21 protein-coding genes are annotated in these 22,621 nt (G+C 40.7%); 6 read left to right on the top strand and 15 right to left on the bottom strand.

The window, feature by feature from the left end; translation table 11 throughout:
• Positions 1-12: 12 nt before the first annotated feature.
• Positions 13-531: a hypothetical protein gene (locus AKG39_RS17640; RefSeq protein WP_050741722.1), complete on the bottom strand. Its 519-nt coding sequence runs from the start codon at positions 529-531 to the stop codon at positions 13-15.
• Between the two features lie 168 nt (positions 532-699).
• Here AKG39_RS17640 and AKG39_RS17635 point away from each other — a divergent pair, with 168 nt between their 5' ends.
• Positions 700-1,377 (top strand): LiaF transmembrane domain-containing protein, encoded by a 678-nt coding sequence (locus AKG39_RS17635; RefSeq protein ID WP_050741721.1) that lies wholly within the window; start codon positions 700-702, stop codon positions 1,375-1,377.
• Complete coding sequence (locus tag AKG39_RS17630; RefSeq protein ID WP_050741720.1) at positions 1,374-2,228, top strand: DUF4097 family beta strand repeat-containing protein; 855 nt, start codon at positions 1,374-1,376, stop codon at positions 2,226-2,228. The genes AKG39_RS17635 and AKG39_RS17630 overlap by 4 nt, the downstream gene beginning before the upstream one ends.
• Before the next feature lie 241 nt (positions 2,229-2,469).
• Here AKG39_RS17630 and AKG39_RS17625 read toward each other — a convergent pair whose 3' ends face one another.
• Positions 2,470-3,105, bottom strand: coding sequence for a flavodoxin family protein (locus tag AKG39_RS17625; RefSeq protein ID WP_050741719.1), 636 nt, complete (start codon positions 3,103-3,105; stop codon positions 2,470-2,472).
• A gap of 153 nt (positions 3,106-3,258) precedes the next feature.
• On the opposite strand from AKG39_RS17625, the gene AKG39_RS17620 reads away from it, so the two are divergent.
• The gene (locus AKG39_RS17620) at positions 3,259-3,912 is read left to right on the top strand and encodes a YczE/YyaS/YitT family protein (RefSeq protein ID WP_050741718.1); all 654 of its coding nucleotides are present in this window, start codon (positions 3,259-3,261) and stop codon (positions 3,910-3,912) included.
• Between the two features lie 205 nt (positions 3,913-4,117).
• Here AKG39_RS17620 and AKG39_RS17615 read toward each other — a convergent pair whose 3' ends face one another.
• The 4 genes from AKG39_RS17615 to AKG39_RS17600 all read right to left on the bottom strand — a co-directional run bounded on the left by AKG39_RS17615 (position 4,118) and on the right by AKG39_RS17600 (position 7,922).
• The gene (locus tag AKG39_RS17615) at positions 4,118-4,696 is read right to left on the bottom strand and encodes a class I SAM-dependent methyltransferase (RefSeq protein WP_050741717.1); all 579 of its coding nucleotides are present in this window, start codon (positions 4,694-4,696) and stop codon (positions 4,118-4,120) included.
• A 113-nt stretch (positions 4,697-4,809) separates the two neighbouring features.
• Positions 4,810-5,406, bottom strand: coding sequence for a rubrerythrin (rbr, locus tag AKG39_RS17610; RefSeq protein ID WP_050741716.1), 597 nt, complete (start codon positions 5,404-5,406; stop codon positions 4,810-4,812).
• A gap of 80 nt (positions 5,407-5,486) precedes the next feature.
• The gene (locus AKG39_RS17605; RefSeq protein WP_050741715.1) at positions 5,487-7,262 is read right to left on the bottom strand and encodes a phosphoenolpyruvate carboxykinase (ATP); all 1,776 of its coding nucleotides are present in this window, start codon (positions 7,260-7,262) and stop codon (positions 5,487-5,489) included.
• 9 nt (positions 7,263-7,271) lie between these two features.
• Positions 7,272-7,922 (bottom strand): HAD hydrolase-like protein, encoded by a 651-nt coding sequence (locus AKG39_RS17600; protein ID WP_050741714.1) that lies wholly within the window; start codon positions 7,920-7,922, stop codon positions 7,272-7,274.
• A 250-nt stretch (positions 7,923-8,172) separates the two neighbouring features.
• Here AKG39_RS17600 and AKG39_RS17595 point away from each other — a divergent pair, with 250 nt between their 5' ends.
• Together AKG39_RS17595 and AKG39_RS17590 are read left to right on the top strand one after the other, a co-directional pair.
• Positions 8,173-8,733, top strand: coding sequence for a LemA family protein (locus tag AKG39_RS17595; protein WP_050741713.1), 561 nt, complete (start codon positions 8,173-8,175; stop codon positions 8,731-8,733).
• 114 nt (positions 8,734-8,847) lie between these two features.
• Positions 8,848-10,755 (top strand): DUF2207 domain-containing protein, encoded by a 1,908-nt coding sequence (locus tag AKG39_RS17590; RefSeq protein WP_050741712.1) that lies wholly within the window; start codon positions 8,848-8,850, stop codon positions 10,753-10,755.
• Between the two features lie 159 nt (positions 10,756-10,914).
• Here AKG39_RS17590 and AKG39_RS17585 read toward each other — a convergent pair whose 3' ends face one another.
• The 6 genes from AKG39_RS17585 to lepA all read right to left on the bottom strand — a co-directional run bounded on the left by AKG39_RS17585 (position 10,915) and on the right by lepA (position 17,906).
• Positions 10,915-11,547, bottom strand: coding sequence for a cobalamin B12-binding domain-containing protein (locus tag AKG39_RS17585; protein ID WP_050741711.1), 633 nt, complete (start codon positions 11,545-11,547; stop codon positions 10,915-10,917).
• Between the two features lie 26 nt (positions 11,548-11,573).
• Entirely contained in the window at positions 11,574-12,725 is a 1,152-nt protein-coding gene (locus AKG39_RS17580) for a uroporphyrinogen decarboxylase family protein (protein ID WP_050741710.1), read from the bottom strand.
• A gap of 52 nt (positions 12,726-12,777) precedes the next feature.
• Complete coding sequence (locus AKG39_RS17575; RefSeq protein ID WP_050741709.1) at positions 12,778-14,265, bottom strand: FGGY family carbohydrate kinase; 1,488 nt, start codon at positions 14,263-14,265, stop codon at positions 12,778-12,780.
• A gap of 308 nt (positions 14,266-14,573) precedes the next feature.
• A complete protein-coding gene (locus AKG39_RS17570; protein WP_050741708.1) occupies positions 14,574-15,341 on the bottom strand; it encodes a DeoR/GlpR family DNA-binding transcription regulator in 768 nt (255 codons plus the stop codon).
• Between the two features lie 258 nt (positions 15,342-15,599).
• On the bottom strand, positions 15,600-16,019 hold the full coding sequence (locus AKG39_RS17565; RefSeq protein ID WP_050741707.1) for a D-Ala-D-Ala carboxypeptidase family metallohydrolase: 420 nt from the start codon (positions 16,017-16,019) through the stop codon (positions 15,600-15,602).
• Positions 16,020-16,100: 81 nt separating this feature from the next.
• A complete protein-coding gene (gene lepA / locus AKG39_RS17560; protein WP_050741706.1) occupies positions 16,101-17,906 on the bottom strand; it encodes a translation elongation factor 4 in 1,806 nt (601 codons plus the stop codon).
• A gap of 170 nt (positions 17,907-18,076) precedes the next feature.
• Between lepA and rpsT the strand changes: the two genes are divergently transcribed.
• Positions 18,077-18,343 carry a 30S ribosomal protein S20 gene (rpsT, locus tag AKG39_RS17555; RefSeq protein ID WP_050741705.1) on the top strand — a complete coding sequence of 89 codons (267 nt, stop codon included), beginning with the start codon at positions 18,077-18,079 and terminating at the stop codon, positions 18,341-18,343.
• Positions 18,344-18,430: 87 nt separating this feature from the next.
• Here rpsT and holA read toward each other — a convergent pair whose 3' ends face one another.
• The 3 genes from holA to AKG39_RS17540 all read right to left on the bottom strand — a co-directional run.
• Positions 18,431-19,447 (bottom strand): DNA polymerase III subunit delta, encoded by a 1,017-nt coding sequence (gene holA, locus AKG39_RS17550; RefSeq protein WP_050741704.1) that lies wholly within the window; start codon positions 19,445-19,447, stop codon positions 18,431-18,433.
• Positions 19,444-21,831 (bottom strand): DNA internalization-related competence protein ComEC/Rec2, encoded by a 2,388-nt coding sequence (locus AKG39_RS17545; protein WP_083439649.1) that lies wholly within the window; start codon positions 21,829-21,831, stop codon positions 19,444-19,446. Before AKG39_RS17545 ends, holA begins: the two co-directional genes overlap by 4 nt.
• A 12-nt stretch (positions 21,832-21,843) precedes the next feature.
• The coding region (locus AKG39_RS17540) for an MBL fold metallo-hydrolase (RefSeq protein ID WP_341408279.1) at positions 21,844-22,621 on the bottom strand (778 nt) is incomplete at its 5' end.

The following is a 22,621-nucleotide window of genomic DNA, read 5'->3' as shown; positions in this document are numbered from 1 at the left end:
TTTGCTCAAAAACTACTCAAAAGAATTTAAAATCGCATCAAAAATTTGGGCATCCTCATATTCAGGATGCTCCTTTATAATAACCATTACAGACTTTCCGATGTAATACAAAAGATCATCCGTTGAAATATCAAACCCATCATCCCGGGCCAACTCAGCTAAACGATTAAAAATCTTATGCCGTTTTGCTTCATCGCGAGTAAGAATTCGTTCCTCTGGAGTTTCTTTTGGATACCATAATTCATCAAATTTCCGAACCAGACGATCTTTTAAACTAATTTTTTTGCCTTGAGACTCACTGATTTTTTCTAACTTCCGGGCGGATTTTTCATCCATATCAATAATTCTCTGAAGCAGTTCATCCTCAAGATTTTCCGGGAGCATGGGTGATACATAATAACCGCTTGACACCAAAACAGGATCTGTGAAAACAAAGCTCCCTGATTCCAATAGTTTTTTGTTATATTCCTCAAGTGTTTTCCGATTTTCGGCAATATAATTCATAAACCGCTTTACCTCTGTAAGTGCCATATCTGCTTCTCCTTTTTGCTCTCTTTTAAGGGTGTTCAGCTGTTAAGAGATAAAATGGCAGCCAATGAAATTAAATCATCTCATCCCTGGTATTATTATGCCCTGGAATTGATTTTTTTATCAAAAATATGGTATAATAACAAAAAATAATCAAACAAAGGAGCTGAAATGAGAAATCGTGTTGGAAATCTGTTATGGGGTTTAGTATTAGTAGTAATAGGACTTGGGTTTGCAGGAAATGTTTTTGGATTATGGAATTTTGAACTATTTTTTAATGGTTGGTGGACTTTATTTATTATCATCCCCTGTGTTATCAGTATGTTTCAAAATGGACTCCAACTCTGGAACGTTATTGGTTTAGGTGTCGGTATTCTATTTCTGGTTTCTGCCCAGGGTTTCTTCAATGGTCAGATCATCGGTGACCTTATTTTTCCAATTATTATTGTGGCCATTGGTCTTAGCATTATCTTCAAGGATAAGATCAGTAAAAATTCGCAAATCATTAAACGTTTGAATAAGGATGGTCTTAATGATTATTCTGCGATTTTCGGTTCCCAGGAATTAAAATTTCCAGGTCAAGAATTTAAAGGCGCTTCTTTAACTGCAATTTTTGGTGGCGTTGAGTTGGATTTAAGACAAGCCATTATCACTGAAGATATCTATCTTTCAACAACTGCTGTTTTTGGTGGCATTGACATCATGGTACCATCAAATGTTCGGGTTGAAGTATCAAGTACCCCAATCTTTGGCGGTACCTCTAATAAGGCCAACCAACCCCTTGAGGAAAATCCACCTACCATTTATGTTAATAGCGTTTCTATCTTTGGAGGCACAGAAATTAAATGAAAACAAATAACCATTGGATTAAATATTTTGGCATTGCCTTTGGTTTAATCATCGCTCTTGGACTCATTTCGATGATTGTTAATGGCGGCATTTTAGTCCTGAGCAGCCTTGGCTTAATGCGAAACAACATACTGACACAGCAGAGTATTACCAAGGATTTTAATCAAGAATATTCGGAAAAGATTGAAAATATGGATGTAAATTTTAACGCAGGGAACCTAATTGTCCAGTCCGGAGATAAATTTATGATTGGCGGCTCTGATCTGTCATCAGGTTTAAAAATTCAGGTTGAGAACGGTACTTTAATCATCGAAGACCAAGGAAATGTGAATCTATTCGGCAACCTGTTACGACAAAAAAAAGCACCCACATTGGTCATTACCATTCCAAAGGACACCATTCTCAACCGTGTAGATTTAGAAATGGGTGCCGGCCGTGGTGAAATCAATGGGATATCTGCCAAAGAACTCAATCTTACCCAGGGTGCTGGAGAACTTGTAGCTACCAATGTTCAGGCTCAATCCGGAAAGCTCAGCGGCGGTGCCGGAGCGGTTTCATTTACCTCAGTTAAACTCCATAACTTTGACATTGAAAGCGGCGTTGGTTTAGTCGAGATTCAAGGTCAGCTCACAGGAGATTTTAAACTGGACTGTGGGGTTGGTCAGACAATTCTGAATATTGATGGCAATGCTCAGGATTATTTTATTGATGCCGATCAGGGTCTTGGTCCCATTACCGTAAATGGTAATAAACTTTCAGAAAATGGCACCGGACCAAAAACAGCCACCAATAGTCTGGAAGTAAACGGCGGGGTTGGCGCGGTTGAAATTAATTTTAATCCCCAGACCTAAACGAAGCAATAAAAAAAGCAACCTCAAACTAAGATTTAATATCTTTGTATGAGGTTGCTTTTTTTGATATACAGGCAAAGTAATTTGACCAACCGCGTTGTGGATTTTTATTTCATCAGTTGTGTGCATCAAGGCGAACAGTCGACAGACTGTTCGAATTGCAAGCACACAACGATAAATAAATGTCCGCAACGCGGTTGGTCAGCACTCAGAAGCAGGCAATCAAATGCCTGCTTTTTTATTATCGAATAAAGTGCATAAAGACTTTATTAACCGGATTCGGTTCCGGAACAATTCCTTTTCCATTTTCAATTAACTTTAAGATCCAGGCCATATTTTGAGCCGTGACTTCAATAGCCTGGGCGCCTTCGATATCCTGCTCCGCTTCACCGGGCTTACGGCCATGAATCACATTCCAGTAGTTCCCAGTGGCCAATACCATTTCAGCATAGGTTATAAAATGGTTAAGTTGGTCCAGGGTTGTCACCCCACCAGAACGGCGCACGGCTGTAACCGAGGCACCAACCTTGTGACGGAAGATTCCGCCATTGTTACCGGCTACATAAAAGGCTCGGTCAAGAAAAGATTTCATATTCCCACCGATACCGGAAAAATGCACTGGAGTTCCCAAAATAATACCATCTGCTTCTTTCATCTTTTGGATGCCTTCATTTACAACATCTTTTGTAAAAATACATTCTTCATTTTTATTTTTTCCGCAGGCACCGCATCCCGTACATCCCTGGACAGCCTTCATTCCCACATTGAAAATTTCAAATTCAATGCTTTCCTGTGCGAAAATTTCACCTGCAATAGAGAGCGCAGTAAAGGTATTTCCCTCAGCGTGTGGGCTTCCATTAATTCCTAATACTTTCATCATTCAACCTCCCGTGGCTTTTTCTTTTTGTTTGTCTAATTATTATATCATAATCAACAATTATTTTTACCGAAAACTAGATTCTCATGTTTTCTTTAATCAATTTCATTTTTATGTTATACTGGGAACATTATCAAAAAAAGGAGCTTATCAATGTTATCTTATATCTTTCGATTCATACGACTTAATTTTGGACTGTTTCTGTATGGTCTTGGGATAGTCATCACCATGCGGGCAAATGTGGGTTATGCCCCCTGGGAGGTTCTTCACAGTGGCATCAGCCAAACCCTGGGTGTGAGTATCGGCCTTGTGAACACCGCAGTCGGAGCAATAATTGTTTTCATTGTTTTTCTTTTGGGTGAAAAAATCGGGCTTGGCACGATCTTTAATATGTTTATGATCGGACTCTTTATGGATCTCATCCTTTTTCTGGATTTTATTCCTCTATTCAATAATTTTTGGCTGGGATGTGCCATCATGATTCTTGGGCTTTTCATCATTTCTCTGGGAACTTACTTTTATATTTCATCTTCTTTTGGTGCCGGCCCAAGAGACAGCCTGATGGTTGCAATCACCCGGAAAACAAAACTGCCGGTGGGCCTGTGTCGGGGAATTCTGGAAGTAAGTGTTGTTATTATTGGATGGTCGCTCGGTGGACTTGTTGGTCTTGGCACCGTGCTCTCCGCTTTTGCCATAGGATTTTGTGTGCAAATTACATTTAAAGCACTTAAATTTGATCCTACAAAAATAACCCATGAAACCTTTGGGGTCATGGTGAAAAATCTTAAAGAAATAAAAAAGAAATAATACATTAAAACACTATTTCTTTGAGTTTGTCAACAAACCCGTCCTGGGGACAATGGTAAATCGTTGTCTGCTGCATGATCGCACAGGCGATGCCTGTTCGCCATGATGCCGACAACTGATGTTACGATTGTCCCCAGAACTTAGATTCTATTTTGTCTACAGTCTGAAGGAAATAAGGCATCATAGCATTATTTCTTTTTTGCTTCTAAGCCAGGCGTCTGAAAACCACTCCATAAAAAACAGTTGCGAATTCTGTTGAATTCACATATTCAAAGTTTTTTGAGGTCAATAAATGAATCAATTCTTCTTTCCCGATGCGCCCATCACAGGGTGGCCCCATTTCCATATCTGCCTTAATCCATTCAATAATTGCGATTTGACCATTCGGTTTTAAAATGCGATGGATCTCATCAATCATCCGGTTTTGATCTTTAATTTCATGAAGCACATTTACGATCAACGCATAGGTAACCGATGCATCAGGGATTTTTAAATCATATTCCTCTGTTTTTATGGTGATTATATTCGAAAGCCCTGCATCAGCCATTCGCTGCTTCACTTCTGCCAGCATTTCCTCTGATATATCCAATGCAAAAACCTGGTTTTCGCCATTAACCAGCTGAGCGGCAGGGATTGTAAAATAGCCAATACCGCTGCCAATATCTGCAACCACATCTTCACTGGTCAGACCCAGATTTTTTAATGTTTGGGCTGCCGGAAGATTTTCCCTCCGCCACTCATTATCAAGCTTACTTTTACTTTTAAGACTAAATTTATGAGCCATACTGCCTCCGTTTTCATTTTTTTTTACAATTTTATCACTACATTATTAAATCATCCGCACAATCTAAAAAAACAGCTGCAAAAAAGCAGCTGTTTTTTTATTTAATGAAAGACTTAATAGGTTTCTTCAAAAATTTCAAAATATGCCTGGGGATGTTTACATGCTGGACAAAGCTCAGGAGCTTCTGCGCCGGTATGAATATAACCGCAGTTGCCACATTTCCATTTGACTTCACTGAAACGCTTGAAGACTCTGCCAAGTTCAATATTCGCAGCTAATTTTAAATAACGTGTTTCATGGGCCTTTTCTGCTATAACGATGGCCAGCCAGCTGGCTGCAATTTCTGGGAAGCCTTCTTGTTTTGCGATTTCCGCAAAGGCGGGATAAAGATCATGCCATTCTTCATTTTCCCCGGATGCTGCATGAAGAAGATTATTTTTCGTATCTCCAAGAGCTACTGGAAAGGTTGCGTTAACATTGATGTCAACGGCTTCCCCAAGAACATATTCATTCTCAGCAATATACTTGTAGAATATTTCCCCATGTTCTTTTTCATTTCCGGCTGTTTCTGTGAAAATATCTGAAATTTGCTGATACCCTTCTTTTTTAGCTATCGATGCAAAAAATGTATAACGCATTCTTGCCTGTGATTCACCAACATATGCTGCCATTAAATTCTCTAATGTTTTGGTTCCTTTTAATTTACCCATAATTTCCTCCTTTATAATGATTATAAACTTTAGTTTATTATAACCCCAATTAGTCAAAGATTAAACATATTTATTAAAATTTAATCATTTAGTTCATCAATAAACTTAATTAATGCTTTAGCCGCAAGAAAAGGTCCATCCTGTTCATAACCGGGAATTCCTAATTGAGTTCTGATCATTCCAACTTTCACACCCGTTTCTTCCATTTTTTTAAATGTGTTTTTAGCAATCTTTTCATGGTCTTCTTTCATCTGAACCGCACCAAAAGGATTTGCAAAATAAGTATTGGTTAAACCGACTTCACCGGTTGTTCCTTTGGCCATGCGTTTACCTTCAGAAAAAACATTATAAGCCGTATCCAAGTCATCAAAAAGCTCTATAGCAGGGGCCTCATTGCTTATCGTTTCATAATTATTAATATAAAACACAAAATCTACTCGGGTAGATTTTGAAATTTCTTCGTAGGACATTTGAGGAACAATAACCCGGGCATTGACAATATTTGGATTCATGAAAATACTTCGATCCATAGTGCTATAGGCATATCCAGGCTGAAGATCATCGAGTCTTACAAAAGCCCCGATTTCTGTACCAACAGCCATTAATTTACCTTCTTCATTAAAATGAAGGGAACCCATATCATCAATAAGAATATCAAAGTCACAACCCAGTTCCTTCGGCAGTTTATTAATGGCCTCCAGGGTTTCGGACTTCCCGGCACCACTGTCACCGATGAGCATAACATTAACTGATTTTTTACCGCCAACACGAATTTTTGCAAATGCACCATGTACCGGCAAGGCTTTCTTTTCAATCTGAATAATATTATGGAGGGTAAGCATTATTTTCTTCATATATCCAAAATAATCAATTTCTGGATGATTAGGAATAAGTCCATAGTAAACACCATCTTCTTTTGTAACAAAGCCTAATCGCTCATCTTCTTCAAAAAGATCATAATCCAGTCCGAAGAAAACCACCGCATCCGGTTTCTGCTTGGTAAATTCTTCAGGTGTCGCAAATTCAAAAAGATTAAATAGACCGGCTCCTAGAGCCAGGTATTCCTTCTGCACATAGACAATGGCTAACAAGCGTCCCACTTTCACTGGAATTGCAAACCATTCGTCGCAGTCCATGTAAAACTTTTGCAAAATCCGTTTATCTTTAACCGGAAAAACACCATCCCGTTTACTTGACTGGGTGTAAAAAATAACCGGCGGTTCAAAAATCGCTTCCCATACATAGGGTACATGATATAGTGATTCATTTTTGCTTTTCACTTCCTGTGAAAAATCAAATTTATCCGCTAAGAACGCTACCTGCGCCCCGCTGGGAAGCTGCCGATAAATACTAAAGCTTTTTCCGGTGACATTAAAATGAACATTTCGATAAAGATCCAATATCATTTTTTTAAACGCATCATTATTGGAAGCCAGAGAATGGGCCTTGGATCGTTTGGTATTTTCATCCAGGGAATAACCATCCATCTTAATCATAAATCGTTGAATATTTCGCCAATAATTGTAAAACCCTTCAAGAAAACCTAACACCAGCGGCGCATATTCCTTATTGGTTGAATGTATATTAAAATAACCCGTCTCTATTATTTCTTCAAGGGTATTAAGATTTAAAAGATAGACAAAGTCGATAAACTTATTTTCTTCAAATTGCCCTTCTTCATTTAAAAATGGATCCAGGGTTTTAGTGAGGTAGGACTTTTTCATTTTCAGTTCGTCCACAAAGGTTCCGATTAATTCTTTAAATAGGGTTGACTTTATAATCTGTCCAAAATTGGTGAATTTCAAATCTCCTTTAATAAGAGCGATACGCTGTAAATTTGAATTATTTGGTTTCATGGTTTCCTCCTAATAAATAATTTCAAGCAGTTCTTCAATACTGTCGATCAGATACGTAGCCCCTGCGACCCGCAATTCATCTTCACTGCCACAACCGTAAGTAACGCCAACGGAATCAATCCCAACTGCTTTTGCACCCAATATATCATAATAACGATCTCCGACCATTAAAACTTCGGATAAGTGCATCACCTCGTGTACATGTAAGAAGTCTCGAATAATTTCTTGTTTTTCACTCCGACTTCCATCATCCTGGGTTCCAAAAACTTGCATTAATTCAATATCAACTGGAAGGCAATTAATTATTTTTCTTGCGTTTTTTTCATTTTTTGTCGTTGCAACACCTAATAAACAGCCGTCTTTCGCGAGTTTTCTGATTGTTTCTTCAACGCCGTCATAAAGCTGGGCTCCGAACATTTGACCATTTCCAACATACTCCTCAAGATAGAAATCGTAGGCCTTTATGGCCTCTTCAAGACTGAAACCAAATACTTCCTGAAAAGAATCAAGAATAGGCGGTCCAAGAAGCTGATCCACATCAAAAATTTCCGGATTTGGATGATTCATCTTTTCGAGGGCATATTCAAAGGAACGCCGCACACTATCTCCTGAGTCAATAAGCGTCCCATCTAAATCAAACAATATACATGAATACTTCATAGAACCTCCTTCTGTCTTACCCGGAGAATTGCTTTTAATTATATCCGAGTATAAATCTTTTTCATTTAATTATAATATACATATGCTCATTCAACAAGACAAAATTTTACCCTTAAATGGGATCAAATATTATAACCAACTGATAAATTTTGTTCTCATTTCTCAATGACGAAAGTATCCTTGAAATTTATTGTGGTCCATGAAATGACGTGATATAATGATTTCAAAATAAATAAATAGGAGGATTATTATGAATATCGCACTTATTGTTATCATCGGTCTCGTCGTTATTGTCGGCCTCTGGCTAATCTTGTCTCGAAACAATTTTGTTAAAGTAAAAAATCAAGTGGAAGAAGCCTTTTCCACAATGGATGTTTATCTGAAAAAACGTTACGATCTTATTCCTAACCTTGTAGAAACGGTTAAAGGGTATGCCACCCATGAATCTGAAACCTTTACTAAGGTAACCGCTGCTCGAACAGCTGCCATGAGCGCAACATCCATTGATGAAAAAATTGCTAATGAAAATGCCTTGTCCGGGACCTTAAAAAGTCTTTTTGCAGTCGCCGAAGCCTATCCCCAGCTACAGGCAAACACCAATTTTCTCGATTTACAACAACAGCTTCAAACCTTAGAAGGCGAAATTGCCGAATCAAGGAAATACTACAATGCCATTGTAAGAACCATGAATACCATGGTAGAATCCTTTCCAAGTAATCTCATTGCCAGTATTTTTGGATTTAAAAAACAACCCTTCTTTGAAGTGGGGGGCGCAGAAGAACGCGAAAACGTCAAGGTAAAATTTAATTAAAAAAGAATGCCAGGATTTGAAATACTATGCACAAAATGTTCATTTCTAATTCCTGGCCTTCTTCTTTTTGGTTTTTTGCCTGTTTAATTATTGAGACTATCGGAGGTTAGCCCTATGAAAAAAAGATTCTCGCTACTCCTTCTTGGCCTACTCCTTTTAGGATGTTTTTTTCCTGGAAGTGCTCTTGCCCAAGAATATTTTGTAATTACCCAATATGATGTAGACATGAAAGTACAGGAAAACCATGCCTATGATATTCAAGAAGACATTACCGTGGCTTTTACCGAACCACGACATGGTATTTTTCGATATATTCCCTATCGCGGCAGTTTCTACCGTGAAATAGACGGACAACCCGTTGAAACCCCTTACGTTGCCCGCCTTACCAACATCGATGTAAAGGATTGGGATTTTGATGTGACCACTGAGAATGACAATAAAATCATTCAAATCGGGTCAGGAGATAAATATGTGGATGGTACTCAGAATTATCTCATCTCCTACACCTGGAATCCCGGTGATGACAAGATTTCATCCATGGATGATGTTTATTATAATATTATTCCGCAGAATTGGGATACCTCCATTACCGGAGCAACCTTCACCATTGAAATGCCCAAGAGCTTTGATCCCAATGAAGTGGAATTTATTACCGGAGGCTATGGCAGTACCGATACCACATCCGTTGATTTTACTGTTAACGGTAATACCATTAACGGCACACTCAATCGGGTCCTAACCAACAATGAAGGTGTCACCTTAAAGATCAATCTACCCGAAGGCTACTTTGTGGGAGCCTTTACCGGAAATGAACTCGAACCCTTTATGTACATTTTAATCGGTCTTTCGCTTCTGGGAGCCTTTCTGATCTGGTTCATCAAAGGACGTGATGAAAAGCCGGTGGAAACCGTTGAGTTTTATGCCCCCAAAGGCTTTACTCCCTCGCAAATCGGATATATTGTGGACGGAACCGTCGACTCGCCTGAGGTGTTGTCACTGATCATGTATTGGGCTGATAAAGGCTACATGACCATCGAGCAGGTAGACAAAAAGAATTTCACCTTCCACAAATTAAAAGCCCTTCCGGATACTGCCCAGGATTTCGAACGCACCTTTTTCAATGGTCTGTTTGACGGCAGTAAAAGCTTTTCCACCAAAAGTGTTCCGGCAGATTTCTACGAAACAATCAAAGCAACCAAGGCGCAAATTGAAGGATATTTTGATATTCCCGAGAACAATCTTTTTTCTTCGGGTTCTAAAATAGGAAAAGGAATCATTACCATCCTGATGCTGATTCCTTTAACAGCTTTTGCTTTAAACGGTGTTTATCAAACAGGCGAAACCTCATTGATCGCCTTTGGAATTGCAGCACTTTTCACAGCAGTGCCTATTTTTATCAGTCTAAATATGATAACCAATGCCTATAAAAATCGTCAAGGCACGAAAAAGAGTAAAACCATGGGTCTTTTCATCTCAGGTATTGCTTTAACAATTATCTTTGCTCTGATCGTTCTTGTCATCGGCACCTTTATTTATGGCTATTCATCAAGACTGCCATGGATGATAGCGATCATAGCTACCTGTGGTATTGCTGCCTTTCAGGCCGTTGCGACTCAACGGACTGAAACCGGCCGGATGTGGCTTGGTCAAACCCTTGGGTTTAAAAACTTCATTGAAAAGGCGGAAAAAGATCGCATTCTAACTTTAGTCAATGAAAATCCCCAATACTTTTACAATGTGCTTCCCTATGCATACGTATTAGGGGTCACCAATAAATGGGCCAAAAATTTTGAATCCCTGGCTATTGAACCACCACAATGGTATTATGGAAGCGGTTATAATTACAACACCTTTAACACCATTATATTTACCTCGATGCTGATGAACAGCATGAATAGTATTTCATCAACGGTGATTGTTCCTCCAAGTTCAGGCTCCGGCGGCTTCGGCAGCGGTGGCTTCTCCGGCGGCGGTGGCTTCTCCGGTGGTGGCGGCGGTGGTGGTGGCGGTGGCAGCTGGTAGATTGTGGGCTACCTCTCAATACTGAATAATCATATGACACAATAAAAACAAGCTAGCGTTTATCTGTTAGCTTGTTTTTTTATTTATATGCTGATGGCTACTTTATCCTAATCGGCTTAAGAATTTTCATAATTCAACTAATTATACGTTTGCGCCCCACTAATTTTCGCACATTTTTACGGCCAGTGTGGCGGCTCCCCCGGCATCTTTGGCATAGGCATCACATTCCATGCGATCACAAAAATCCTGGGTGATGGGGGCACCACCGATCATAATCTTCACCTTATCTCGGATACCCGCATCTACAAAAGCTTTCTCAATCTTTGAAATTTCCGGCATGGTGGTAGTCAGTAAGGCTGAACATGCCACAATATCCGCATTGTTTCCAATGGCCGCTTCCACGAATTTTTCTGGCGGGACATCAATTCCAATATCAATGACCTTTAGACCCCGACCTTCAAGCATCATACCCACCAGATTTTTCCCAATATCATGCATATCACCCTGAACGCTTCCCAGAATAACCGTTCCCAGAGCTTTTGCATCCTGATCGGTTAATAAGGGTTTTAGTACTTTTGAACCTTCCATCATGGCATGGCAGGAGCAGAGGACTTCCGGGATATACAGTTCATCCCGGCTAAATTCATCACCGACAATAGCCATCCCCGCCATCATGGCGTCCAGGACTTCCTGGGCGCTAAATCCGTTTTCAATGGCTTCCTGAACTAATCCGGGCATGGCATCTTCATTACCGTCATAAAGGGTTTCGGCTATTTTTTTCAATATTTCCATTTCTTTTTCTCCAGTCCTTTTAACTTTTAGTCCAAACTAATGGGATAATTCCCGTATTCATGAACACAGTTAACCATATGCACCAATTTTTCTGCACTGACGTCTCCCTGGACATTATGTGCCGGTGCCAGAAGGAAACCGCCGCCAGGCGCCAAAGCCTTAATGGCATCTTTTACCTCATTCGTAATATCTTCCAGTGTTCCAAAAGGAAGAATTTTTTGAATATCAATGTTGCCATGAAAAACGATATCCTTACCAAAGGCCTCTTTTAATTCATAACGATTCATATCCTTGGCGCCAGGCTGTACGGGATCGAGAATATCCACACCACATTCAATAAAATCAGCAATAAACGGTCTAACCGACCCACAGGTATGCAACATGATTTTTGCCTCGGGATTGTAGTTGTGAAGTGTTTTTTTTGCATGTTCCCAAAGCTCTTTCAAATGGGGTTTAACCACTTTTTTAAATGTTTTTGGTGAAATAAGGGGACGATCCTGCATGCCCAGATCTTCTCCGCTAAGTCTGAGAATATCAACATAGTCGCCGACCTCGGCCATAATCACTTCATTGGTCCGCTTTTGGATCTGGCAGATTTTATCCATGAGGGCATGGGCAAATTCCTGGTTGTTGATAATATCCCGGTACCAGCGTTCATGCCCCCGCATATAAGTCGCCAATTCAAAAACGGCCCCGGCAAATTTAGCGAGAATGGCAAGATTCGTGGTTTCCCGCACCTCTTTCATTTCTTCTTTTAAACCAGCGTAGCGTTTGGGATCTTCAGGATCCGGCCATTCATAGGTTTCCAGATCTTCCATCGTGGCATTGGCCAGTGGCGGGTTTACCAATTCAAAATAGAAATGGCCGCCGTCGATGGCGGTTTTTTTCCAGTAGCACCCCCACTCGTCGGTGAAGCTACCGTCATCAAAACCTTTTGTATGAACGGATACTCCCGAACGGGGAGAAATATAATACATATCAAGACCCAGTTTTTCAATCATTTCAATGGGCATCTGCACCTCTGTCCAGCGTCCCATTCTCGGTGTTTCGGGGAGATGCTCCATATTAAGCACCTTTTTCATATCCCGGTAAACATCAATGGTTAATACCATATCCACAGGAACCCGGTCAGGCTCCCTGTGATTGGCTGCTGTCATGACTCTTTCTCGTGAGTTCATTTGGCTCCTCTCTTTCTGTGAATATGAATGTCTCATCGTAGTGACTATCCAATCAATAGTTCCAATTCATTGAGCGCTTAATAGCTTCCTGCCAGCCGGCGTAGGCTTTATTCCGTTTTTCATCAGAAATTTCCGGCGTAAAGGTTTTTTCGATAGTTAATGCCGACTCAAAATCTTTTTCTTTCCATATCCCTATATAGAGACCAGCCATTTCCGCAGCGCCTAAACTGGTTGCCTCCACCGAAAAGGGTCGGTCCACCTGAACATCCATCATATCGGCCATTAGTTGAGCCAGCAGATTATTCTTAGAAGCCCCGCCGTCAATGCGAATGGCTTTCATCTTAACCCCGGATTCCTTTTCCACAACATCCATAATATCTTTAAGTCTAAAGGCAATCCCTTCCAATGTGGCTCTGACCAAATGGGCTTTTTTCGTTCCCCGAGTGATTCCAAAAATCGTACCCCGGGCATAGGGATCATGATAGGGTGCACTCAAACCAGCCAGGGCCGGGACAAAGTACACACCGTTGGTATCTTCCACCGAACGGGCCAGGGCTTCGGTTTCCCCGGACTCGCTAATCACTTCAAGGCCATCCCGGAGCCACTGGATTGCAGAACCGGTAACGGATTCAAATCCTTCCAGAGCATAAACCATTTCGTCCCCGATTTTCCATGCAATAACCGTGTTAAGTCCCTGATCGGAAATGACACATTCTGTTCCGACATTGATATCCAGGAATGAACCGGTGCCGTTAGTGATTTTTCCGGTACCTGCAGTCCGGCATCCTTGGGCGAATAAAGCGGCATGCTGGTCTGCAATAACCCCGGTGATGGGAATTTCCGCCCCGAAAATATCTTTTTGAGCTACCCCATAATCCCCTGAATCTGTGATGATTTCCGGAAATATTTTTGTATCAATACCAAGATAGGTTAAGAACTCATCATACCATGTACCTGTTTTTAAATCGAGACTCCCCATAACCGAAGCGTTGGAATAGCTGACCGCATGTTTTTTTCCACCGGTTAATTTCCAAATGAGCCAGGTATCGATGGTTCCAAAAAGCGCCTCTCCGGCTTCAATTTTTTCTTTGATTGTGGGGACATTGTTAATATACCAGTTAAGCATCATCGACGAATAAACCGGACTCAATGTCCAACCCGTGGTCTTTCGTGCTTTTTCACCCCACGCCCCAGTGTTAAGCTCCTGACAAAAGGCCGCGGTTCTGGTATCCTGCCAAACGATGGCATGATAAAGTGGTTCACCGGTTTTTTTATCCCAGACCAAACAAGTTGCCCGTTGATTGGTAATCCCGATACAGGCAATTTCTTCGGCTGAGATCATCGCTTCACCGATGGCTTTTTTACACATTGCAATACTCTTGTCGTAAATTTCCAGGGCATCATGTTCGACCTTGTCTTCACCTGGGGTATACTGTGTGAATTCTTCATAGCCCTGTCCAACAATTTGAAAATTCTTGTTGAAAATCAATGCCCTGGTCCCGGTGGTACCTTCATCAATTACGAGTACATACTTTTTCATTTTATCTCCTCCACCTCATTTGGATTTTTAAATTGGTATCCTATCGTTGATCGCTTTTATGTCTTAAATAAATGATCTACTCATTCTGAAAGATCATAATTATTAATCAATTGATATTTACGAATATTATATTTAATACCCATTCAGTACCGGCTTTATTCAAAACCTTATGATGCATAAAGACTTTAATTACTTTCTTGTGAAATTCTTCTAAAAACGCATTCATGTCGAAACTTCTTCGGATCTATATTTATCTCAATTCCGGGCAAAAAAAGAATGCATTAGATTTCTAATGCATTCTTTTTTGACTAAATAATTTCAATTCCGTTGCTTTTGCAATATTCTCGGTATGTTTCAGGGGTTTTATCATCCAGAATAAACCCGTTAAAAATCGATAAATCCACCATTTTTGTAAGGGATATCTTATCAAATTTCGAATAATCCGCTAATAAATAACATTTTCGGCTAATTTCATAAATCGTTTGATTAATTTCAACTTCTTCAAAGGCACCATGGGTGATACCTTTGCTCATGGAAACTGCCATCGCCCCCATAAATGCTTTATCGATGTTGAAGGTTCTTAAAAATTCAGTTGCTTCTTTTCCATAGAAAGCCCCCGAAAAGCTACGAAGCCTTCCACCTGGCATATAGACTGTAATCCCCTGAATAAGAGATGCCCGTAAAGCAGTGTTTAACGATAAAGTAATCAGGTTAACATTTTTTATATTCTCAAGATAATCCAGCATAAGCTCAACTGTACTGCCGGCATTTAAGGCGATGGTATCACCATCTTCAATGAGGTTGGCGGCCTTCTCGGCAATCATCCGTTTTTCTTCAATATTATGGGTCCTTTTTTTGAAGATATCCATTTCCGGTGTAGTCTGATAAGTGATTTTTTCCTTGGTAAAAGCACCACCGTAGGATAATGTAATACCATATTCCTTGGCGAGATACTTTAAGTCTCGTCGGATCGTTGCTTCTCCCACTTTATATTTCTCAGAAAGAGTACCAACCTTTACTGACCGATTATCAAGGATTAATTTTAAAATTTCTTTTCTTCTTTCGACATGTTGCATTCACACTTCCTCTTTTCATTCAAAGTTTAATAAAACAAGTTACTAATAATACTTTAAAACTTCACCAACTGTTTGGTCGACAATCACATGATGTTAAATGTATCCGGTTATGCATTTCTTCACACATATCAGCATTTCTGTTTAATTAATATATATCAATTGATAATAACTGTCAATTATTTTGTATTTACTATTAACCTCTAATACTTTTATTTGACAGCAAATTTTATGGTAATATCAGCAGAATCCTTACGGTGGCTACTCATTCCACTGGCAATGCACCATACCCTCTTTATAATCCCGGATCACCAAAAGCCCCACCGATTCAGCTATCTCGGCCAAGCCATCAACACCAAGAGTATCACACTGAATATCAGCCGCCCTGCCCAATTTATGAAAGGATAGGTTCGAACCATCCATCACCTTATTTTGCATTTCACACCGTACCCCGGATATGACAGTAACCGGATGATCCACAAGACCCTGCACTGCCTCAATTTTTTCCATTAAAACCGGGTTTACATTAACCGGAAAACCATTGCAATATTTTCCATGGCAGTCACAGGCATAATCCGGAGGCTGTATATTTTTTATAATTGTTTCATCTTGTTCTTTCAGTTTATAATATAGATCATCTTCATTGAGTTTTTGATGGGCCCGTTTGTTTTCGTTTTCCAAGAATTTCCCTCGCTTATTATTTTTTTTTAATAAAAAATGGTGCGTCACTGGGACACACCATTTCAGATCGCAGACATATTCCTATGAATCCAGTTTAAGCACGGCCATAAATGCCTCCTGAGGCACTTCCACATTACCAACCTGACGCATACGCTTCTTCCCGGCCTTTTGTTTTTCCAAAAGCTTATGTTTACGACTGATGTCCCCACCGTAACATTTGGCAAGCACATCTTTACGCATGGCTTTTATTGTTTCTCTGGCGATGACCTTGTTCCCAATGGCGGCCTGAACAGGGATCTCAAACATCTGTCGGGGAATTTCCTGTTTAAGCTTTTTGGCAATTAATCGGCCGCGGCCCTCGGCTTTATCCCGATGGACAATAAAAGACAAGGCATCCACCAACTCACCATTGAGAAGAATGTCCAGTTTCACCAGGTTTGATGTGCGATACTCTTTGATATCATAATCAAAAGACGCATAACCCCGGGTTCGTGACTTCAGGGCATCAAAGAAATCATAAATGATTTCGTTGAGAGGCAGCTCATATTTTAAAATAACCCGGCTCTCTTCAACGTAATCCATGGTAAGGTAGGTTCCCCGCCGTTCCTGACACAGTTCCATAACCGCACCCAGATATTCCGACGGCACCATAATACTGGCGTCCACAATGGGCTCTTCCATGGATTTCACTTCCACAGGATCCGGCAGATTACTTGGGTTATCTACCCAAAATTCAGTGCCGTCAGTTTTAATGACCTTATAAATAACACTGGGCGCCGTGGTAACCAGGTCAATATTGAATTCACGTTCAATCCGCTCCTGGATAATTTCCATATGAAGCAGGCCTAAAAAGCCGCATCGAAATCCAAATCCCAGCGCCATGGAGGTTTCCGCTTCATAAAGCAGTGACGCATCATTTAACTGAAGCTTGGAAAGTGCGTCCTTGAGGTCTTCAAACCGGGATCCATCGGCAGGATAAATCCCGCAGAATACCATGGAGGTCACCTTTTTATATCCGGGTAAGGCTTCAGGTGCCGGGTTAAGGGTTTCGGTAATGGTATCCCCAACACGAGTATCCTTGACGTTTTTTATCCCGGCGTTAATATAACCGACATCTCCGGCAGTGAGCTCTTCCACCGGCAGCAGGCCATTGGCAAAAACGCCGACTTCATCAACGTCAAAGGATTTTCCAACCGCCATCATATCGATTTTCATACCTTTGCGGATCCTGCCCTGGACAATTCGAATGGATGCAATAACCCCACGGTATTGATCGTAATAAGAATCAAAGATCAATGCCTGAAGGGGACCATTCACATCTCCGGTTGGCGCCGGGACTCTTGCTACAATGGTTTCTAAAACTTCGTTGATATTAATCCCTGCCTTGGCCGAAATTAGCGGCGCATTCTGAGCTTCAATGCCGATGACGTGTTCAATTTCGTCCTTCACCCGTTGGGGATCCGCACTGAGTAAGTCAATTTTATTAATGATCGGAATCACTTCCAGATCATTGTCCAGGGCCAAATAAACATTGGCAATGGTTTGAGCTTCAATGCCCTGGGAACCGTCAACAATGAGTAAGGCTCCTTCGCAGGCAGCCAGGCTCCTTGAAACTTCATATGTGAAATCCACATGGCCTGGTGTATCAATGAGATTGAGAATGTATTCTATTCCATCCTTGGCAGTATACAGTAATCGGACAGCCTGGAGTTTAATGGTAATCCCACGTTCCCGCTCGATATCCATGTTATCAAGAAACTGGGCTGACATATCGCGTTTGCTCATCAGTCCGGTGTCTTCAATGAGCCGATCTGCCAGGGTGGATTTCCCATGGTCAATGTGAGCGATGATTGAAAAATTTCGTGTGCGTGATTGTTTATCTGACAATTTTATTTATCCTCTACTTTCAAATCTATATTAAATAAATCGTTATACGTCTTTTTTATACTAGAAGTGTATTTTATCAATAAAAAAAAATTTTGTCACGTTTTTTCTTGATAATTCTTTTTAAATGTGTTAAAATTGCTATGTTATAAATAAATGAGGGGGGTGAACACATGGCTAACATTAAATCAGCTATGAAACGGGCTAAAACAAACGAAACAAGTCGAATACGCAATAAAATTGTAAAGACAAACCTTAAGACTACTGTTAAGAAATTTGAACTTGCAGCAACTGAAGGCAATGCAGAAGAAGCACAAGCAGCATATCGTTTAGCAGCAAAGAAAATTGATATGGCTGTCACAAAAGGTATTTTACATAAAAATACTGCAGCACGTAAGAAAAGTACTTTGGCACGAATTTTAAACGGCTTAACTGCTTAATTACCTCATTTATACCAAAACCCGTGTCTCTCAGCACAATCCAAAGATGTACTTACTCAGGTACATCTTTTTTATTTACCTAAAACTTTATGAAATCTTCATTAAGAATAATTCCAGTCCGAAGTTCTGATCAATTTCACCCTTTTTCATCTGGGCATCGAGCTCAGCCCCAATGACCATAAGCTTCCAAAGATTTTCGATGGGATAATTTCTTCCATTTTTAAGGATTTTATTGACAATGAACGGGGCCAGTTTCATTTGGCTGGCAATTTCCTTAGCCGGCTGTCCTCTCTGAGCGTGGATCTTAACCATTAGCAGCATTCTGATTTGGCGCAACAGCAGACTGAACACCCCAAACGGGGATTCCCCTTCCTGATAAAACTGGGCCAACATATTAAGTGCCTGGGCTTTTTTTCCAGCCATGGCATAATCGATCATTTTAAACACTCCATCTTCAATGGATTGAGGCATAATCAGGAGAATGTCTTCGCTGGTAATCTCCACCCGATCCCCGACGTAATCGATGAGTTTGTTTAAATCGTGATCGACCATTTCCATATTTTTATTTTCATTGGTAAGATACAGACAGCGTTGGATGAATAATTCCAACTCTCTTCGGGATAACTTTTTTTGAGCTATCTTTAACCGCCTGGCAATCCAATTTTCCAAATCTCTGGCATCCAGCTTTTCGTAGTGAATAATTTCCCCATTTTTCTGAATGGACTTATAAATTTTTTTACGTTTATCCGGCTGACCCCAATAAATAACCAAAAGGGTGGTGGGACTAGGCCGTTCCAAATATGCGGCAAAATGATCAATGGCTTTTTTATCCGCAACATTTCCAATCAGTGCAGATTCCCTGACGATGACGATCCGTTTTTCACTCATCAGCGGCAGAGTTTCACAGGTTGCCAGAATTTCTGACATATCCGGATTTTTATCACCAAAAATCGTAATATTCAAGGCTTCCAACCCCTTAGAAACAACCGTATTGGTGAGTGTTTTTTCCATCATATGCCCAATATAATATTCTGGGCCAGTGAATAAATAGACAGGGCCAATTACCTTGTTTTTTATAGCTTTATTCAGTTCTTTATAATTCATTGCTTTTCTCCCTGACTATTTACAAAAGTTTTATAATTAATCCATTCCCCATTACTGGTGATTTCAACTGCGCCATTTTCATCCGTTCTTTGTGTTTTTATGCCAGTGTTCTCGAGTCTCATCAGAACCTCATCTGAAGGGTGCCCAAAGGTGTTGTAGGCACCCACGGAGATCACAGCCAATTCAGGATCTACGGCGGTTAAAAATCCCTGGGTGGATGAAGTTTTACTCCCATGATGCGCAATCTTAATCACTTGGATATCCTGACTCCGGGTTTCCTCATTGATTTCATCAATGAGTTTCGCTTCCACTTCTTTTTCAATATCACCACACAGTAAAAAATTCATTTTACCATAACTTAACTTTATCACCAGCGATGCATTGTTCTGGTCATCCTCTCCCAGCGGTTTTACTTCGCCGTCCGGACTGAGAATTTCAAATTTAACACCGTCGGGCCCTTCAATAATCGATCCCCTTTTCAAGAGATTAATGGGAACAACGTTCTGATTGAGCAGTTTGTCATTGTTGGTATTGATGCTCATAAACAGGTTTTCAACTGGAAAATCAGCTTCCAGAAGTTCTTCAACCCCCTGGCTGTGGTCAACGTGATTATGGGAAAGAAATACCCCATCCAGTTTCTTAATGTTTTTCGCATAGAGTGCCGGTAAGAGAACCCGTTCAGAAACGCCAATATCTTTCTCAAGATAATACCCTCCTCCATCAATAAGGTAATTGAAACCACCGGGGGTTTCAATGAGAATACTGTCTCCCTGACCCACATCCAAAACTGTCATCACTAAATTTTTCGGAAATGTCGGTAAAACAATCAAGCAGATCCCTAAAAGCACTCCGGTAACCACAACCGTATTTTTAACCCAGGTTTTTCTGACCTGATAGTATCCGGCAATCAGGAAGGCCAGATAAACAAAGAGCAACAGCTCAATGATGCTGAATCCGCCCCGCTTAACCCATAAAAAGCCAAGGGCATCGCCGATATCATTAATACCGTAAAGTGTCACCAGAATCGTTTTTCCAAAAAAATTCAACGGCATTCCAAGCAGCGGACCCGCAAGCGGAAACACCGCTGCTATAGTCAAAAATAAAATGCCGGCCAAAAGAAAAGCTCCGATTAACGGAACAATAATTAGATTTGAAACAAAACTTAAAAGGGTGAAACCTTTGAAATGGTAAAACATCATGGGAAGGGTTCCTATGGTTGCACATAAGGTCAACACCAGCCCTTCAATAATGGGGCCTGGTTTTTTCGCTTTTCCCACACTTTTTTTGTTTAGCAGCTTTTTGTATTCAAATAATAACGACTCGTAAAAAAAAATGATTCCCAGAACCGCACCCATGGATAACTGGAAGCCCGGTTGAAAAAGCTGACTGGGCCAAAGGCATAAAATCAGAATACCGGCCAGACAAAAGTTGTTAAGACTGTCTTTTTCCCGGTGGATTCCCTGTCCCAGAGTGAGACTCCCAAGCATGATGGAGGCCCGAATCACCGGTGGTTCAAAGCCTGTCATAACCGCATAAAAAAACAATGCCGGAATTAAATAAAACAGCCAATGTTTTTTTTTTACCTTAAGCAAAGTCAGCAAAAATGATATCAGCAAAAAAACATACCCCACATGAAGCCCGGACACCGAAAGCACATGGGTAACTCCGGCATTTTGAAAATTCAGTTTAATTTCCGAATCAATATCCTTTTCCCCAAAAACCACCCCATTGAGGAGGTCTGAAACATCTTTTGACAAATAGGCGGCGCTGATCGTTTCCAACTGGGTTTTATTTCCGATAATGCCGTCAAAAATAGAGGGATCCCGGCCTACTGTTTCAATCTTTCCGGATTCAACATAAACCAATCCTTGAATGCCCTTTGATTTGAGATAAAGCTGATAATCATAGCCGCCTGGATTTCTGAGTCCCTGAGGTTTGGACAGTTCTCCATTGATTATTATCAGATCTCCGGGAATGGGTAGACTTGGGGTTTCATCCTCCTGAACCGGCAGAGTTATTCTTAAACCCACCGGGCCCTTGATCATTTCTGGTTCATTAGCGACTTCTTGAGCCGTCAAATTAAAAACCACGCCATAGCTTTCAATAACCGGCGAGCCTGATACGACTCCCTTAATTCCAACATCGTTTCCGTAAAAATTTTCCAGCGGATCATTTACCGGAAAGGCTGCCATGCTGAGGTAAATTCCTAAGCAGAAAAGGCCCAGGACAAAAGCTGTTTGGGTCTTTTTAATTGATTGTACAAACAAAGGCAAGACGCCCAAAAAGAACCCAAAGAACAAGATTCCCCAAAGAGGAGCCCGGTAATAAACAAGGATAATCGAAAGACCCAGAACAAGAATTCCCCAGAGTAGTGGTCGTTTCATCCCGGATTAAGATTAGTTTTTAGAAAGTGCTTTGATATCAAAGCTTTTTCCAATTTCAGTCACATAAAGCGCACCTTTGAAAAGTTTTTCCCCCTTGCTTAAATAAGCTTGCGGATCTTCAAATGGTGCGAAATGGGTGAGAATCAGGGTTTTTACTCCTGCTTCATTGGCAATTTCACAGGCTTCCTTCACTGACAAATGCTTGTCTGATACCACATCCTCCAGAAAAGCCCCATCACAGAGCATCACATCAACACCCTTTGCAAACTCCCCTAATGCCGGAGTATAGCAGGTATCTCCGGTGTAGAGGAAAGTGGTTTCGCCATCGGTTATTTTAATAGCGTAGTCCAAAAAGGAATGCTTTAATTTTTTAAACGTAATGGTTAAATGATCGGGTTTAAGCACCAGTTCTTCGGATAATGTTTTTATGGTATAAACATTCTTATAATATAGGGATGCCAACTCAAGGGGTGGCTCCGACGGCACAAACAAAGGAATCATAAGTTTCTTTTGTTCCAGGGCATATCGCAGAACAAAAAGATCCGAAATGTGGTCAGCATGCAAATGAGAACAGATAATCAGACTGATCTCATCAATACTATGATGCTTTTGAAGATTTGCCAGGGTACCGTTTCCAAAATCCATTACCATCCTGGTGTCGCCTGATTCTAATAAATAACCGGAACATGCGCCTCCCGGACCTGGATAAGGCCCGGTATTTCCTAATACCATCAGTTTCATATGCCTACCTCTTTCCTTTTTATTCGGCAATTGCGAAACTGCCGTGAGC

This window comes from Acetobacterium bakii, assembly GCF_001263355.1.
Classification (GTDB): domain Bacteria; phylum Bacillota; class Clostridia; order Eubacteriales; family Eubacteriaceae; genus Acetobacterium; species Acetobacterium bakii.
This window is presented reverse-complemented; position numbering and strand designations above follow the sequence as displayed.

What these genes read in the sequence shown, in the direction of transcription:
- AKG39_RS17635 (WP_050741721.1), top strand. Translation starts at nt 700, where the DNA reads ATGAGAAATCGTGTTGGAAATCTGTTATGGGGTTTAGTATTAGTAGTA.
- AKG39_RS17545 (WP_083439649.1), bottom strand. Translation starts at nt 21,831, where the DNA reads ATGAAACGACCACTACTCTGGGGAATTCTTGTTCTGGGTCTTTCGATT.
- rbr (WP_050741716.1), bottom strand. Translation starts at nt 5,406, where the DNA reads ATGGGTAAATTAAAAGGAACCAAAACATTAGAGAATTTAATGGCAGCA.
- AKG39_RS17590 (WP_050741712.1), top strand. Translation starts at nt 8,848, where the DNA reads ATGAAAAAAAGATTCTCGCTACTCCTTCTTGGCCTACTCCTTTTAGGA.
- AKG39_RS17570 (WP_050741708.1), bottom strand. Translation starts at nt 15,341, where the DNA reads ATGCAACATGTCGAAAGAAGAAAAGAAATTTTAAAATTAATCCTTGAT.
- AKG39_RS17640 (WP_050741722.1), bottom strand. Translation starts at nt 531, where the DNA reads ATGGCACTTACAGAGGTAAAGCGGTTTATGAATTATATTGCCGAAAAT.
- AKG39_RS17615 (WP_050741717.1), bottom strand. Translation starts at nt 4,696, where the DNA reads ATGGCTCATAAATTTAGTCTTAAAAGTAAAAGTAAGCTTGATAATGAG.
- holA (WP_050741704.1), bottom strand. Translation starts at nt 19,447, where the DNA reads ATGAATTATAAAGAACTGAATAAAGCTATAAAAAACAAGGTAATTGGC.
- AKG39_RS17630 (WP_050741720.1), top strand. Translation starts at nt 1,374, where the DNA reads ATGAAAACAAATAACCATTGGATTAAATATTTTGGCATTGCCTTTGGT.
- AKG39_RS17620 (WP_050741718.1), top strand. Translation starts at nt 3,259, where the DNA reads ATGTTATCTTATATCTTTCGATTCATACGACTTAATTTTGGACTGTTT.
- AKG39_RS17575 (WP_050741709.1), bottom strand. Translation starts at nt 14,265, where the DNA reads ATGAAAAAGTATGTACTCGTAATTGATGAAGGTACCACCGGGACCAGG.
- AKG39_RS17625 (WP_050741719.1), bottom strand. Translation starts at nt 3,105, where the DNA reads ATGAAAGTATTAGGAATTAATGGAAGCCCACACGCTGAGGGAAATACC.
- AKG39_RS17605 (WP_050741715.1), bottom strand. Translation starts at nt 7,262, where the DNA reads ATGAAACCAAATAATTCAAATTTACAGCGTATCGCTCTTATTAAAGGA.
- AKG39_RS17580 (WP_050741710.1), bottom strand. Translation starts at nt 12,725, where the DNA reads ATGAACTCACGAGAAAGAGTCATGACAGCAGCCAATCACAGGGAGCCT.
- AKG39_RS17600 (WP_050741714.1), bottom strand. Translation starts at nt 7,922, where the DNA reads ATGAAGTATTCATGTATATTGTTTGATTTAGATGGGACGCTTATTGAC.
- AKG39_RS17595 (WP_050741713.1), top strand. Translation starts at nt 8,173, where the DNA reads ATGAATATCGCACTTATTGTTATCATCGGTCTCGTCGTTATTGTCGGC.
- AKG39_RS17585 (WP_050741711.1), bottom strand. Translation starts at nt 11,547, where the DNA reads ATGGAAATATTGAAAAAAATAGCCGAAACCCTTTATGACGGTAATGAA.
- rpsT (WP_050741705.1), top strand. Translation starts at nt 18,077, where the DNA reads ATGGCTAACATTAAATCAGCTATGAAACGGGCTAAAACAAACGAAACA.